Below are 14,512 nucleotides of genomic sequence, written 5' to 3'. Positions count from 1 at the left end.
TGGCCTTTTCTAATGCTGCGCCAGCAGCTGCTTGGCAGCCTCCAGAATGTGCTCGGCGGTCAGGCCGTACTCCTGCTGTAAAAACGCCTGGGTGCCCACCTGGCCGTAACGCTCCTTCACCCCCACACGCCGCATCGGCGTCGGGCATTCCTCAGCCAATACCTCCGCCACCGCCGACCCCAGCCCGTTATGAATGCTGTGGTTTTCACAGGTGACGATGCGTCCGGTCTTGGCCGCGTAGGTTTTGATCAGTTCACGGTCAATAGGCTTGAGGGTGAACATATCGATCACCGCCGCGCTCACGCCCTGCCGCGCCAGCATCTCCGCCGCCTTCAGCGCCTCCGCCACCATGATGCCGTTGGCGATCAGCGTGATATCGTCGCCGTCGCGCAGCAGGTTGCCCTTGCCGATGGTAAAGCGCGAGCCGTCCTGGTAGATGCGCGTCGCCTGCTTGCGGATGGTGCGCACCCAGTAGAAGCCGCGCAGATCCATCAGCTGGCGCAGAATGTCGGCGAACATGGTGGCGTCGGTCACTTCCAGCACCACCGAGTGCGCCAGCCCGCGCACGATGCCCATATCCTCGAACGACATGTGGGTGCCGCCGTTGTGGCAGGCGCTCACCCCGGCGTCGGAAGCGATCACCTTGACGTTGTTGCGCTGATAATCCAGCGACATGAACAGCTGATCGAAACAGCGGCGGCTGGCGAAGGCGGTAAAGGTGTGCACGAAAGGCACCCGGCCGGTCAGCGACAGTCCGGCGGCGACGCCAATCACGTTGGCCTCCATGATGCCGCAGTTAATCACGTGCTGCGGGTGATCCTTGTGCACGCCGTCCATCGCCATGGAGCTCATCAGGTCCGCCTCCAGCGCGATGATCGGCGCGCCCGCTTCAATCTGCCGCCGCACCGCGCCGGCATAGACTTTGCGCATTTCGACGGCGTCGTTTTCCAACTGCGTCACTACGTTAAACATGGGCGGCCTCCAGTTCGGCGATGGCTTTTTCAATCTCCTGCTGCACGTCCGGCGTCAGGCGCAGGTGGTGTGAGTTCGACAGGTTTTCCAAATAGGTCACCCCCTGTCCCTTGATGCTGTCGAGCACGATCGCCAGCGGCCGCTGTTCTCCGCCGCGCGCCGGCCTCACCGCCGCCAACAGCGCCGCAATGTCGTCGCCCTTGATGGCCTGCACCTCAAAGCCGAAAGCGCGGAACTTGGCGGCCAGATCGAACGGTTGGATCACCTCGTCCAGCGCGCCGTCCAGCTGCTGTTTGTTGTAATCGATAAACAGCGTCAGGTTGTTCAGATTATGGTGGGCGATAAACTGGAACGCCTCCCAGCACTGCCCTTCATTCAGTTCACCGTCGCCGAGGATGCTGAACACCCGATTGCGGCGCCCCGCCAGCCGATGGGACAGCGCCATGCCGGCGGCGATCGACACGCCCTGCCCCAGCGAGCCGGTAGTGGCATCCACGCCGCGCGTGCGCAGCCGGTCCGGATGGCTCGGCAGGCGCGTGCCGTTCTGATTGAGGGTTTGCAACTCCGCCAGCGGGAAGTAACCCTTGATCGCCAGCGTGCTGTACAGCGCCGGGCCGGCGTGCCCCTTCGACAGCACGAAGTCATCGCGCTCCGGCCAGTCCGGATCCGCCGGATCGATGCGCATCACGCCGCCGTACAATACCGCCAGCGTCTCGACCACCGACATACAGCCGCCGTAGTGGCCAAACCCCAGCCCGGTCAACGCCTTCAAGGTTTCCAGGCGGATGGCGCGCGCCAGGGCGCGCAGCTCTTCAATTTCCATTTCGCTCGTTGTGTCATTCATCACTCTGCCCTCGTTATTTCTCGACGCGGTCAGCGGCCGGCGCGCCTTTGCGTTTTCCCAGGAAGTTATGCGCCACCAGCAGCGCGAACACGGCGACAATCGCCAGCATGATCATCTCTTTCGACATAAAGCGCGCCATGTTGCCCAGCAGGATGCCGATCGCGCCGAAGTCGGCGTCGGAGAAGGTGGTGTTGGCAAAGCCCAGCGCCCCCAGCACCGGCAACAGCAGCACCGGCAGGAAGGTGATCAGCAGACCGTTGGCGAAAGCGCCCAGCATCGCGCCGCGCCGCCCGCCGGTGGCGTTGCCGAACACCCCGGCGGTAGCGCCGGTGAAGAAATGCGGCACCACGCCGGGCAGGATCAGCACCATCTTCAGTTGCCCCAGCAGGAACAGCCCGGCCAACCCGCCGAGGAAGCTGAACAGGAAGCCGATCAGCACCGCGTTGGGGGCATAGGGATACACCACCGGGCAATCCAGCGCCGGCCGCGCGTTAGGCACCAGTTTTTCCGAGAAGCCGGTGAACGCCGGCACGATCTCCGCCAGAATCAAGCGCACGCCCTGCAGGATGATGAACACCCCGGCGGCGAAGGTAATGGCCTGGATTATTGAATACACCAGGTAGTTCTGGCCGCCGCTGAGCTCGCTTTCCACATAGGCCCGCCCGGCGCAGATCGCCAGGATCAGGTAGATGACGATCATGGTCATCGAGATCGAAATGGAGCTGTCGCGCAGGAAACTGAGGTTTTTCGGCAGGTTCATCTCTTCGGTCGAGCGCGAGTTTTTCCCCACTTTCGAGCCGATCCAACCGGACAGCACGTAGCCCAGGGTGCCGAAGTGGCCGAAGGCGATATCGTCGTTGCCGGTGATGCGGCGCATATAGCGCTGGGCGATCGCCGGGAAGAACGCCATCACCAGCCCCAGGGTCAGCGCGCCGGTGAACACCAGCTGTACGCCCTCGAAGCCCGCCACCGTCAGGATGATGCCGATCATGCAGGCCATGTAAAAGGTGTGGTGGCCGGTGAGGAAGATGTATTTCAATCGGGTAAAGCGCGCCACCACGATATTCGCCACCATGCCGAACGCCATGATCAGCGCGGTGGAAGCGCCGTATTTCTCTAGCGCGATGGAGACGATAGCTTCGTTATTCGGAATGATGCCCTGAATATTAAACGCGTGTTCGAACATGCCGCCCAGCGGATTGAGCGACCCGACCAATACCGTGGCGCCGCCGCCCAACACGATAAAGCCGAGAATGGTTTTTACCGTGCCTTTCACCACGTCGGAAAACGATTTCTTTTGCGCCAGCAAACCGATCAGCGCAATAAGCCCGACCAGTACCGAAGGCACCTTTAATATATCCACCACAAACTTAAGCGTTTCCTGGATAAACATATCCACCTCGCCAATCGTTTTATTCAGATGATTGAGTGGGCTTCGAAGTAAGCGCGCAGCTTGGCTTCCAGCTCATTAATGTCGATGATGTTGCTGATCACCACCAGCTGCTCGGCCGGTACGCTGGCGCTGTCGGCGATGTCTTTCGCCATCACGAACACGTCGGCGGCGCCGGGAGTGGCGGACGACAGATCGGAGTGTTCGACCTCGGCCTCCACCCCCATCTTTTTCAGCACCTTTTTAATGTTCATTTCCACCATAAAGCTGCTGCCGAGACCTGAACCGCAAATCGCCATGATTTTCATGATATCCACCTGTTGAATTTAGCGTGTAGGGTAGCGCCGCCGGAAATATTCCCGACGTTATGGGCATTAATAATGTTCCTGGTGATTAAACGTTAATAGCGGGCAATAATATCCTCAATTTGCCGTTTATCTGTGGCGTGAAATAACGCCTCCATCGCCGTGTTATCGGAAAATAATTCCGCCAACTGCGAAATCATTTCAATGTGACTGTTGCCGTCGGGTGCGGAAAGCATCACCACCACCTGAACCGGATCGTTATCCGCAGAATGAAAATTCACGCCCTGGTGGATCTTCAGCAGCGACAGCCCCAGCGCGTTGGCGCCCTGCTCCGGCCGCGCGTGCGGCATCGCGATGCCCGGCGCCAGGACGAAGTAGGGGCCAAGCTGCTCCTGCTGATGAAAGATGGCCGTCAGGTAATTCGGCGTAATCACCCCGCGTTGCAGCAGCGGTTGCGCGCTCAGCGTTACCGCCTGGCGCCAGTCCTCCACCCGTTCGCACAGCTGTATATGATCGGCGGTCAGCCATTCTTTCAGCACGTTACCCTCCCAAGCGTTGATGGTTTCGGCCGGTGATTAATTCACCGACGACGGTAAAACTTTAATCAACCCCTCTCGGCTGCACAGTGATTGGCATCACAAAGATAGCGCTACCAAAACGTTATCATGCAGAACTGTGATAGCGCTATCAAAACGCTATGCCGCGGCGCGGCGTTAACCACAATTTTTTCTCGCTCTTCCGGGTTACGGGGTAGAATGTGCCGCATACTGGGATCGTCGAAGCCGCGCCGTCGGCTTCCCACCCTCACAATCTTTGTGCGCCGCGCGCGCATTTCAGTCGGGATTAGGCATGTCGATCGGTAAAAAACGCCGCAGCACAGGCAGGGTGACGTTGGCTGACGTAGCGCAGCTGGCGGGCGTCGGCACCATGACGGTGTCGCGCGCGCTGCGCACGCCGGAACAGGTTTCGGACAAACTGCGCGAGAAGATAGACGCGGCGGTAAACGAGCTGGGCTATCTGCCCAATCTGGCCGCCAGCTCGCTGGCCTCGGCCTCGTCCTACACCATCGCCATGGTGGTGCCCAGCCTGTCCGAATCCGGCTGCGCCGAGATGTTCGCCGGCCTGCAGAAAGTGCTGCAGCCCGCCGGCTATCACATCATGCTGGCGGAGTCGCAGCACCACCTGGAACGCGAGGAGAAACTGCTGGAGACGCTGCTCTCTTACAACCTGGCGGCGGCGGTGCTGCTCAGCGTCGAGCATTCGCAAAATGCCCGCAACGCGTTGATCGCCGCCAACATTCCGGTGGTGGAGATCGGCGCCGTACGCGCCGATCCGATCGACATGAGCATCGGCATCGATTACGTGGCGGCCATGTATCAGCTGACGCAAACGGTGATCGCCAGCGGTTACCAGAATATCGGGCTGCTGTGCGCCAATCAGGAACAGTGGATTTTCCAGCAGCACCTGCAGGGCTGGCACAAGGCGCTGCTGCGCAACCATATGTCGCCGCATCGGGTCATCAACGCCGCGCAGCCCGCCAGCTTCAGCACCGGCGCGCAGCAGCTGCCGGAATTCTTGCTGGCCTGGCCGGAGCTGGACGCGCTGGTGTGCGCGTCGGACGAACTGGCGGGCGGCGTGCTGTATGAATGCCAGCGGCGGCGCATCAAGGTGCCGGACAATCTGGCGGTGGTGGGCTTCGGCAACAGCGAGTTCAGCCGGGTGTGCCAGCCGCCGCTGACCACCATGACCATTCCGCATCGCGACATCGGCATTCAGGCCGGCCAGGCGCTGCTGGCGCGGCTGAACGAGCATCCCTGGCAGCCGCCAGGCTCCCTGCCCGCCACGCTGTGCCGCCGCGACAGCTGCTGAATCCGCCCGTAAAAAAAGCCGGTCGATGACCGGCTTTTCCATGCGCAGGCGGCTCAGTGATTGTCGAGCGGCTTGCCGTAATCCTGTTCATTGTTGCGCGTCAGCCACAGCGACAGCGCCTTCAGCGAATCCGGGGTAAACTCGTCGCAGCGGGCGGTGATCTCTTCCGGCGTCAGCCAACACACCTCGGCCACTTCTTCTTCCTGCAGCGCGAACGGCCCGTGCGATACGCAGCTGAACAGCGCGCCCCACACCCGGCACTGCTCTTCCTCGAAGTAGAACAGACCGTGCTCGGCGAAAGGCACGCCGGCGATGCCCAGCTCCTCTTCCGCCTCGCGCCGCGCCGAATCCAGCACGTTTTCACCGCTTTGCACTACGCCGCCCGCCGTCGCGTCCAGCCAGCCCGGGTAGAAGTCCTTGATCTCGGTGCGACGCTGCACCAGAATTTTTCCCATCCCATCATGCACCACAATATAGGTAGCACGATGACGCAGCCGCTCCGCCCGCATCTGTTGACGACTGGATTGAGCAATCACCTCGTTTTGCTCGTCGACGATATCAACCCACTCGGTATCTGCAGCCTGACCCTGTTCCGCCATCCTCTAAAACCTTCTATTTTGGCGCGATGCAATCCCGCGCGCTGGTTAATCAATGAGTGTTTTTCAAAGATTTTTATTGTGTGTGTATAAATTAGTGCGTTTAGCGTGTTAACGCCACCTCCGCGACGACCTTGCCGTCGTCGAGCGTCAGCACGCGCAAAGTGCCGCTTTCCAACATGCCGTAGCTGGCGGGAAAGCCCCCTTTCGGGATGCTGACCGAGCCCGGATTGAAGCAATAGATCTCACCCTGCCGCTCCGCCTGCGGCAGATGCGTATGGCCATAGGCCAGGACGTCACCGCAGGATAACGGCGGCAGTGCCGAGGGATGATAAAGGTGACCGTGGGTCAAAAACAATCGTCTTTTTTGCAGTAAAACCTGTTGCCAGGGCGCCTCGATGGGAAACGTCAGCAGCATCTGATCGACCTCGCTGTCGCAATTGCCGCGAACGGCGATGATCTTGTCGCTATAGCGATTCAATCGTTCGGCAACCTGAGCGGGCTGATACCCGGCGGGCAGCGCGTTGCGCGGGCCGTGATTCAGCAAATCACCCAGAAGAATCAACCAGTCGGCGCCGTGTTGTGCGAACAATTCCAGCACGCGTTCGGTAGCCGGCAGCGAACCGTGGATATCCGAGGCGAACATCAGCTTCATAACCTTGTCCTATAGAGGGAAATAAGCGCCATTTTACCGCGCCGGCGACGTGCGGCAAACCGCCGCCCGCCCCGGTGGAGAATTGTGATCCAACTGCGCAGATAGCATCGGACGAATCCCACATAGCCTGCTATCCTTAGCTGCTATTGTTGGATCTCTGATATACCTTTGTGCGCGGCGAAGACCGCAGCAACGTGTAATGAATTACAGATCACCTTACCGCAGGAGGCAACATGATTGACCTGTATTACGCGCCTACTCCCAATGGTCACAAGATCACCTTGTTTTTGGAAGAGGTCGGCTTACCCTACCGTATCCATCGCGTAAACATCAGCGCCGGCGAGCAGTTCAAGCCGGACTTTCTGAGCATTTCTCCCAACAACAAAATCCCGGCGATCGTCGATCAGCAACCGGTGGACGGCGGCGCGCCGATCAGCCTGTTCGAATCCGGGGAAATCCTGCTGTATCTGGCGGAGAAGACCGGCAAGCTGCTGAGCAAAGGCCTGCGCGAACGCGCCGCTACCCTGCAGTGGCTGTTCTGGCAGGTGGCCGGATTCGGGCCGATGCTCGGGCAGAATCACCACTTTAACCACTACGCGCCGCAGCCGGTGCCTTACGCCATCGAGCGTTACCATCTGGAGACCAAGCGGCTGTACGGCGTACTGGAAGCTGAACTGCAAAAACACCCGTACCTGGGCGGCGACAACTACAGCATCGCCGATATCGCCACCTACCCGTGGGTCGTGTCGCATCCGCGCCAGCGCATCGATCTGGCGGATTACCCGGCGGTGCGCAACTGGTTCGAGCGCATCAGCAATCGCCCGGCGACCGAGCGCGCCTACAAACTGGCCGAACAAGCCTAAGTGCCCCACCGACTCCCCGTCGGCCGGGGAGTCACATCGTCCCTGCGTTATCATTTCCCTACTTTCCGTGTATTCTGAACGCTAATAATCAGACCTATGGAGAATCTCTGATGTCTTTCAGTCAACCCGACGCCGTTATTCGCATTAAAAATCTGCGGCTGCGCACGTTCATCGGTATCAAGGAAGAGGAAATCAACAACCGACAGGACGTCCTGATCAACGTGGTGATCCACTACCCGGCGGACAAGGCGCGCAACAGCGAAGATATCGCCGATGCGCTCAACTACCGCACCATCACCAAAGCGATCATCCGCCATGTGGAAGATAACCGTTTCGCGTTGCTGGAAAAATTAACGCAGGATGTGCTCGATATCGTAAAAGAACACGCCTGGGTGACCTATGCTGAAGTGGAGATAGATAAACTTCTGGCCCTGCGCTACGCCGACTCGGTTTCCATGACCATGAGCTACCGCCGGGACTAATTCAGGGAGGTCGACCATGCGGATCCTGATCACCGGCGCAACGGGATTGATAGGCAGCAGCCTGACGGCAAGACTGCTGGCGCTTTCTCACCACATTACGGTGCTGACCCGAGACGAACGGCGAGCCCGAGCCCGGCTGGGTGACCGGCCGAGCTATTGGCGAACGCTGGACGACCGGCAATCGCTGGATGAATTCGACGCGGTGATCAACCTGGCCGGCGAACCTATCGCCGACAAGCGCTGGAGTGCGCAGCAGAAAGAGCGGCTGTGCCGCAGCCGCTGGGATCTGACCGAACGCTTGGCGAAGCTGATCAAAGCCGGCAGCACGCCCCCCGGCGTGCTGATTTCCGGTTCCGCCGTCGGCTACTACGGCGATCAGGGGCAGGCGGTGGTGACCGAAGAGGAGCCGCCGCACGACGAATTCACCCACCAGCTGTGTCAGCGCTGGGAAGCGCTGGCGCTGCAGGCGCAAAGCGACACCACCCGCGTCTGCCTGCTGCGCACCGGCGTGGTGCTGGCGCCACAGGGCGGCGCGCTGGCCAAAATGCTGCCGCCGTTCCGCTTCGGGCTCGGCGGCCCGATCGGCGACGGTCGCCAATACCTGCCGTGGATCCACCTCGAAGACATGGTCAACGGCATTATTTATCTGCTGGATCACGCCACCCTGAGCGGCCCGTTCAACATGGTGGCTCCTTACCCGGTGCACAACGAGCAATTCGCCGCCCAATTGGCCAACGTGCTCGATCGCCCGGCGTTTCTGCGGGTGCCGGCGTTCGTCATGCGGCTGTTGATGGGGGAAGCGGCGGTGCTGGTGCTCGGCGGTCAGCGGGCGGTGCCGAAGCGCCTGGAAGAGGCCGGTTTCCACTTCCGTTATCTGGAGCTGGAACAGGCATTGGATGACGTTGTCAATCAGCGGGCCGAAGCCCGCTGATCTGAGGTTACTTCAACGCGCCGGACAGGAACTGCTGCAGGCGCGGGCTTTTGGGATTGCCGAACAGCTCGGCCGGCGGGCCCTGCTCTTCGATCAACCCTTTGTGCAGGAAGATCACGTGGTTCGAAACGTGGCGCGCAAATTCCATTTCGTGCGTCACCACCACCATGGTTTTCCCCTCCTCCGCCAGCTTCTGCATGATGCGCAGCACCTCGCCCACCAGCTCGGGATCCAGCGCCGACGTCGGTTCGTCAAACAGCAGCACCTCCGGCTCCATCGCCAATGCGCGGGCAATAGAGACGCGCTGCTGCTGGCCGCCCGACAGGTGCACCGGGTACTTGCCGCGCGCCCGCTCGTCGATGCCCACTTTATCCAGGTAGCGCACCGCGCGCTCGTGCGCGTCGGCCTTGCTCAGCCCCAGCACCTGCACCGGCGCCTCCATCACGTTCTCCAGCACTGTCATATGGCTCCACAGGTTAAAATGCTGGAACACCATGGTCAGGCGGGTGCGCAGCAGCTGCAGCTGCTTCTTGTCGAATACCTTCAGCTGGCCGTCCTTGTCGCGCACCATGCGAATATCTTCGTTGTTCAGGCTGATCGAGCCTTCGCTCGGCTTCTCGAGGAAGTTGATACAGCGCAGAAAGGTGCTTTTGCCGGAGCCGGAGGAGCCGATGATGCTGATCACATCCCCGGCGTTGGCCGCTAGCGAGACGCCCTTCAGCACCTCGTGATCGCCATAGCGTTTGTGCAGTTCAGTGACGGCTAATTTATTCTCAGACATGGTTTTTCTTCCCGTCATTTATCAGTGACTAACGTGTGCCATCCAGCGTTTTTCAGCTTTGCGGAACAGGCTGATTAACACGTAGGAGATGATCAGGTACAACACCGCCGCAATGCCGAAAGCGTAAAACGGCTGATAGGTCGCGGCATTGATGTCGCGCGCAATCTTCAGCAGATCCGGCACGGTGGCGGTAAACGCCAGCGCGGTGGAGTGCAGCATCAGGATCACTTCGTTGCTGTAGGCTGGCAGCGCGGTGCGCAGCGCCGAAGGCAAAATGATGCAGCGATACATCTTGAAGCGCGAGAAACCGTAGGCGTTGGCGGCCTCGATTTCACCGTGCGGCACCGAGCGGATCGCCCCGGCGAAAATCTCGGTGGTATACGCGCAGGTGTTGAGCGTCAGCGCCAGGATGGTGCAGTTGAGCCCGCTGCGGAAAAACGCGTTGAGAAACTCGCTGCCGCGCACGATTTCCAGGCTGTACATGCCGGAGTAGAACACCAGCAACTGCACGTACAGCGGCGTGCCGCGAAACACGTAGGTGTAGAGCCATACCGGGAAACGCACCCAGCGCAGGGAAGAGACGCGCGCCACCGCCATCGGGATCGCCAGCAGCCCGCCCATCACCACAGAGGCGATCAGCAGCCACAGCGTGACCGCCACGCCGGTGAAACGGTAGCCGTCGCTCCACAGCAGCGACTGCCAGTACTGTTGCAGGATATCGATCATAGCTCGGCCCTCTTGACGCCCAGTGAGTAACGCCGTTCAAGCCACAGCAGCACGCCGTTGGAAACGGTAGTAAAAATCAGGTAAACCACGCCGGCTACGATGGCGAAGAAGAACGGCTGATAGGTGCCTTTCCCCGCCAACTGCGTGGCTTTCACCACGTCGTTCAGGCCAAGGATAGACACCAGCGCCGTCGCCTTCAGGATCACCTGCCAGTTGTTGCCGATGCCCGGCAAGGCGAAGCGCATCATCGCCGGGAACAAAATGCGCCGAAAGATCTGCGCGCCGCTGAAGCCGTAGGCCGTCGCCGCCTCAATCTGCCCTTTCGGCACCGCCAAGTAGGCGCCGCGGAAGGTTTCGGTAAAGTACGCGCCGTAAATAAAGCCGAGGGTAATGATGCCGGCACCGAGCGGATCGATATCGATCTGCGAGAAACCGAGCAGCGTGGTGATGTTGTTCAAGGCGATTTGCAGACCATAAAAAATCAGCAGCATCAGCACCAGATCGGGCACGCCGCGGATCAGCGTGGTGTAAGCGCCGAACAGGCCGGAAATAAGGGGGTTGTGGGAGAGTTTGCCGCCGGCGCCGATCAACCCGATCACCACCGCCAACAATACGGAACTGAGGGCCAACTCCAGCGTCACCAGAGCCCCCTCGAAAATCAGTTGGGAATAGCCTTGCAGCATCTACTTCACCCTGTCGTCTAGGATCCGAACCATCGGAGCCGGTGCACCGGCCCCGCAGTCACAGCATGGAACGGTTAGCGGATTAGCCGCCGTAGACGTCGAAGTCGAAGTACTTTTTCGCGTATTTATCGTAGGTGCCGTCTTTGCGCATCTCGGCGAAGGCTTTGTCCAGCGCCGCTTTCAGCTCGGTATCGGTTTTGCGCAGCCCCATGCCGGTGCCGACGCCGAAGAATTTGTCATCCTTCACCGATTCGCCGGCGAACGCGTAGTCTTTGCCCGGCGGCTGTTTCAGGAAGCCATCGCTGCCCGCCACTTCATCCTGGAAGGCGGCGTCGATGCGCCCGGAGGCCAGATCGGCGTAGACCAGATCCTGGTTCTGATAAGGCACCACGGTGACGCCCTTCGGCTGCCACATGGCGTTGGCGTAGGCTTCCTGGGTCGTGCCCTGCAGCACGCCCACGCTCTTGCCTTTCAACGCATCCACGGTAGGCAACAGCTTAGACCCCTTCGGCGCGATCAGGCGGGCGTTGGCGGCATACAGCTTGTCGGTAAAGGCGATTTCCTGCTGGCGTTTTTCGGTGATGGACAGCGAAGAGATGATAGCGTCGATCTTTTTCGCCTTGAGGGATGGGATCAGCGCGTCAAAGTCGCTCTCCACGAAGGTGCATTGGGTATTTATGCGTTTGCACAGCTCTTTGGCCAAATCGATATCGAAGCCGACCAGCTCGCCTTTGGCGTTTTTGGATTCAAACGGCGCATAAGTCGGATCGGTACCGATCTTCAATGTCGATGGGATAGCGGCGAATGCGCTGTTTGCGGCCGCCAAAGCCAAGACTAAAGGAAGAACCTTAACCAGCTTTTTCATAAATTACCCTCAAATTGATTTTTTTGATGCCACTACGGGCATTACTTTTCCCCACCAAATCAATTTGCAGTAATCGTGCCACATTAGGTGCTACGGGCGGAGGGAACGGCTCCGGCCTTCACAATACTGTTTCCTGGGACGATAACCGCAAAATTAAATCGGCCGCTCGGGGCCGCGCCACTGGCAGCCGCGACAGGACGGCGCCATGAAACAGTGAACGTGATGAAGTGGGATCATTATGGTGCATGCGCCGCCCTAATTCAGTGCGGTGTTGCACAAATGTACCAATTTGGGGATGAAAATGTTAATCAGCGCCCTGCCAACGGGTAAACAGATCGGCCGGCAATTCGATATCAAACTGATCGATCACCCGATTGACGGTCTGATCGATGATGTCTTCCACGCTTTTCGGCTGGTGATAAAACGCCGGCACCGGGGGCATGATCACTGCACCCATTTCCACCGCCTGCGTCATCAGCCGCAGGTGCCCAAGGTGCAACGGCGTTTCACGCACGCACAATACCAGGCGGCGGCGTTCTTTCAGCACCACGTCGGCGGCGCGGGTCAGCAGTCCGTCGCTGTAGCTGTTGACGATGCCGGACAGCGTTTTGACTGAACAAGGCAAAATCGCCATGCCCAGGGTTTTGAAGGAACCGGAAGAGATGGCGGCGGCGATATCGCGCGCATCGTGAACCACATCGGCCAGCGCCTGCACTTCACGCAGACTGTACGGCGTTTCCAACGCCAGCGTCTGCCTTGCAGCGTTGCTCATCACCAAATGGGTTTCCACCTCTGCGACGTCGCGCAAGACCTGTAACAGGCGCACGCCGTAGATAGCGCCGCTGGCGCCGGAAATGCCGATGATGAGTCGTTTCATGAAGAATGGCCTCTGCCGTAAAAAGTAAAAAATAAGATCAGGCAGACTTTGCCGCAATGGCGAGGGATAAGCAAGTTCACAGGAGCAAGGCGCACCGCCGCAGACGCGGCGATGCCCCCTGATGGATCAACGCAGGCGGTTAGCCTTCGTTATGCAGTTCCAGATTTTCCGCTTCGGTCTGTCCCCGCAGCGCCTTGGCGTCGTCGTTGCGCAGCGACTCCAGGTATTCCAGATAGCTTTGATCGACGTCTTTGGTCACGTAGATGCCGTTGAATACCGAGCATTCGAACTGGGTGATGTCCGGGTTTTCTTCACGCACCGCTTCGATCAGATCGTCGAGATCCTGGAAGATCAGCCCATCGGCGCCGATGATTTGGCGGATTTCATCCACTTCGCGCCCGTGGGCGATCAGTTCGTTGGCGCTCGGCATGTCGATGCCGTAGACGTTAGGGAAACGCACTTCCGGCGCGGCGGAAGCCAGGTACACGCGCTTGGCGCCCGCTTCGCGCGCCATCTCGACGATCTGCTCTGAGGTCGTGCCGCGCACGATGGAATCGTCCACCAGCAGCACGTTCTTGTCGCGGAACTCGGCGCGGTTGGCGTTCAGCTTGCGGCGCACCGACTGACGACGCGCCTGCTGGCCCGGCATGATGAAGGTGCGGCCGACGTAGCGGTTCTTCACAAAGCCCTGGCGGTAGGGTTTGTCGAGAATGCGCGCGATCTCCAGCGCGATGTCGCAGGAGGTTTCCGGAATCGGGATCACCACGTCGATGTCCAGATCTTCCCATTCACGGGCAATCTTCTCGCCCAGCTTCTGGCCCATGCGCACGCGGGCGCTGTAGACCGAGATCTTGTCCATAAAGGAGTCCGGGCGCGCGAAATAGACGTATTCGAACAGGCACGGATTGGTTTTCGGATTCTCTGCGCACTGGCGGGTGAACAGCTGGCCTTTGGTGGTGATGTACACCGCTTCGCCCGGCGCCACGTCGCGCAGGAATTCAAAGCCCAGGGTATCCAGCGCCACGCTCTCGGAAGCCACCATATACTCGCTGCGGCCATCTTCCAGCGTGCGTTTGCCGATCACCAGCGGACGAATGCCGTACGGGTCGCGGAACGCCAGCAGGCCGTGGCCGATAATCATCGCCACGCAGGCGTAAGCGCCGCGCAGTTGCTGATGCATCGCGGCGACCGCGGTAAAGATGTTGTCGGCCTCCAGCGGATAATGCGGGAAGCGGTCCAGCTCGCTGGCCAGCACGTTCAGCAGGATTTCCGAGTCGGAGGTGGTGTTGACATGGCGGCGGCCGCTTTCGAACAGCTTTTGGCGCAGCTCATGGGCATTGGTCAGGTTGCCGTTGTGGGCCAGCGTAATGCCGAACGGCGAGTTGACGTAGAAAGGCTGGGCCTCAGAGGCGCTCGAGCTGCCGGCCGTCGGGTAACGCACATGGCCAATGCCCATGTTGCCCTGCAAGCGTTGCATATGGCGCGCCTCAAATACATCCTTCACCAGGCCGTTGGCTTTGCGCAAACGGAACCCGTTGTGGGCGTCAATGGTGACGATGCCTGCGGCATCCTGGCCACGGTGCTGAAGCACCGTCAGCGCATCATAAATCGACTGGTTTACCGGCATAAAACCGGCGATACCGACAATACCGCACATGTTGTCTTTTCCTCAT

Annotated in this window: 17 protein-coding genes; 4 read left to right on the top strand and 13 right to left on the bottom strand. The window is 59.9% G+C overall.

Features of this window, described 5'->3' with window-relative positions; genetic code table 11:
• Window positions 1–9: 9 nt before the first annotated feature.
• The 5 genes from J9788_RS06350 to J9788_RS06330 all read right to left on the bottom strand — a co-directional run bounded on the left by J9788_RS06350 (window position 10) and on the right by J9788_RS06330 (window position 4,050).
• Window positions 10–972, bottom strand: coding sequence for a transketolase family protein (locus J9788_RS06350; protein ID WP_046896318.1), 963 nt, complete (start codon window positions 970–972; stop codon window positions 10–12).
• Complete coding sequence (locus J9788_RS06345; protein ID WP_182264114.1) at window positions 965–1,816, bottom strand: transketolase; 852 nt, start codon at window positions 1,814–1,816, stop codon at window positions 965–967. The genes J9788_RS06350 and J9788_RS06345 overlap by 8 nt, the downstream gene beginning before the upstream one ends.
• A gap of 13 nt (window positions 1,817–1,829) precedes the next feature.
• Complete coding sequence (locus J9788_RS06340; protein ID WP_004936074.1) at window positions 1,830–3,209, bottom strand: PTS ascorbate transporter subunit IIC; 1,380 nt, start codon at window positions 3,207–3,209, stop codon at window positions 1,830–1,832.
• 23 nt (window positions 3,210–3,232) lie between these two features.
• On the bottom strand, window positions 3,233–3,514 hold the full coding sequence (locus J9788_RS06335; protein ID WP_025303676.1) for a PTS sugar transporter subunit IIB: 282 nt from the start codon (window positions 3,512–3,514) through the stop codon (window positions 3,233–3,235).
• 92 nt (window positions 3,515–3,606) lie between these two features.
• Window positions 3,607–4,050 (bottom strand): PTS sugar transporter subunit IIA, encoded by a 444-nt coding sequence (locus J9788_RS06330; RefSeq protein WP_033643869.1) that lies wholly within the window; start codon window positions 4,048–4,050, stop codon window positions 3,607–3,609.
• A 310-nt stretch (window positions 4,051–4,360) separates the two neighbouring features.
• On the opposite strand from J9788_RS06330, the gene J9788_RS06325 reads away from it, so the two are divergent.
• A complete protein-coding gene (locus J9788_RS06325; RefSeq protein ID WP_033651947.1) occupies window positions 4,361–5,380 on the top strand; it encodes a LacI family DNA-binding transcriptional regulator in 1,020 nt (339 codons plus the stop codon).
• 53 nt (window positions 5,381–5,433) lie between these two features.
• Here J9788_RS06325 and yfcD read toward each other — a convergent pair whose 3' ends face one another.
• Together yfcD and yfcE are read right to left on the bottom strand one after the other, a co-directional pair.
• Window positions 5,434–5,979, bottom strand: a complete 546-nt coding sequence (gene yfcD, locus J9788_RS06320; RefSeq protein WP_004936086.1) for an NUDIX hydrolase YfcD — start codon at window positions 5,977–5,979, stop codon at window positions 5,434–5,436.
• Window positions 5,980–6,079: 100 nt separating this feature from the next.
• The gene (gene yfcE / locus J9788_RS06315) at window positions 6,080–6,631 is read right to left on the bottom strand and encodes a phosphodiesterase (RefSeq protein WP_033643871.1); all 552 of its coding nucleotides are present in this window, start codon (window positions 6,629–6,631) and stop codon (window positions 6,080–6,082) included.
• A 233-nt stretch (window positions 6,632–6,864) separates the two neighbouring features.
• Here yfcE and yfcG point away from each other — a divergent pair, with 233 nt between their 5' ends.
• From yfcG to J9788_RS06300, 3 genes are all read left to right on the top strand, one after another.
• Complete coding sequence (gene yfcG / locus J9788_RS06310) at window positions 6,865–7,494, top strand: GSH-dependent disulfide bond oxidoreductase (RefSeq protein ID WP_016926886.1); 630 nt, start codon at window positions 6,865–6,867, stop codon at window positions 7,492–7,494.
• Between the two features lie 110 nt (window positions 7,495–7,604).
• Window positions 7,605–7,976, top strand: a complete 372-nt coding sequence (folX, locus tag J9788_RS06305; RefSeq protein ID WP_025303682.1) for a dihydroneopterin triphosphate 2'-epimerase — start codon at window positions 7,605–7,607, stop codon at window positions 7,974–7,976.
• 16 nt (window positions 7,977–7,992) lie between these two features.
• Window positions 7,993–8,907: a TIGR01777 family oxidoreductase gene (locus tag J9788_RS06300; protein WP_182264113.1), complete on the top strand. Its 915-nt coding sequence runs from the start codon at window positions 7,993–7,995 to the stop codon at window positions 8,905–8,907.
• Between the two features lie 7 nt (window positions 8,908–8,914).
• Here the strand turns inward: J9788_RS06300 and hisP are convergent, their stop codons facing one another.
• From hisP to purF, 6 genes are all read right to left on the bottom strand, one after another.
• The gene (gene hisP, locus J9788_RS06295; protein ID WP_004936098.1) at window positions 8,915–9,688 is read right to left on the bottom strand and encodes a histidine ABC transporter ATP-binding protein HisP; all 774 of its coding nucleotides are present in this window, start codon (window positions 9,686–9,688) and stop codon (window positions 8,915–8,917) included.
• A 21-nt stretch (window positions 9,689–9,709) separates the two neighbouring features.
• The gene (locus tag J9788_RS06290) at window positions 9,710–10,414 is read right to left on the bottom strand and encodes an ABC transporter permease (RefSeq protein WP_182264112.1); all 705 of its coding nucleotides are present in this window, start codon (window positions 10,412–10,414) and stop codon (window positions 9,710–9,712) included.
• The gene (locus J9788_RS06285) at window positions 10,411–11,097 is read right to left on the bottom strand and encodes a histidine ABC transporter permease HisQ (protein ID WP_033635345.1); all 687 of its coding nucleotides are present in this window, start codon (window positions 11,095–11,097) and stop codon (window positions 10,411–10,413) included. Before J9788_RS06285 ends, J9788_RS06290 begins: the two co-directional genes overlap by 4 nt.
• A gap of 82 nt (window positions 11,098–11,179) precedes the next feature.
• A complete protein-coding gene (gene hisJ / locus J9788_RS06280; RefSeq protein ID WP_033643876.1) occupies window positions 11,180–11,962 on the bottom strand; it encodes a histidine ABC transporter substrate-binding protein HisJ in 783 nt (260 codons plus the stop codon).
• 304 nt (window positions 11,963–12,266) lie between these two features.
• A complete protein-coding gene (locus J9788_RS06275) occupies window positions 12,267–12,839 on the bottom strand; it encodes a UbiX family flavin prenyltransferase (protein ID WP_033643877.1) in 573 nt (190 codons plus the stop codon).
• A gap of 139 nt (window positions 12,840–12,978) precedes the next feature.
• On the bottom strand, window positions 12,979–14,496 hold the full coding sequence (gene purF, locus J9788_RS06270; protein ID WP_033632500.1) for an amidophosphoribosyltransferase: 1,518 nt from the start codon (window positions 14,494–14,496) through the stop codon (window positions 12,979–12,981).
• Window positions 14,497–14,512 lie beyond the last annotated feature (16 nt).

Origin of the sequence: Serratia sp. X10, assembly GCF_017811775.1 — a bacterium.
Taxonomy (GTDB): Bacteria; Pseudomonadota; Gammaproteobacteria; order Enterobacterales; family Enterobacteriaceae; genus Serratia; species Serratia ureilytica.
This window is presented reverse-complemented; position numbering and strand designations above follow the sequence as displayed.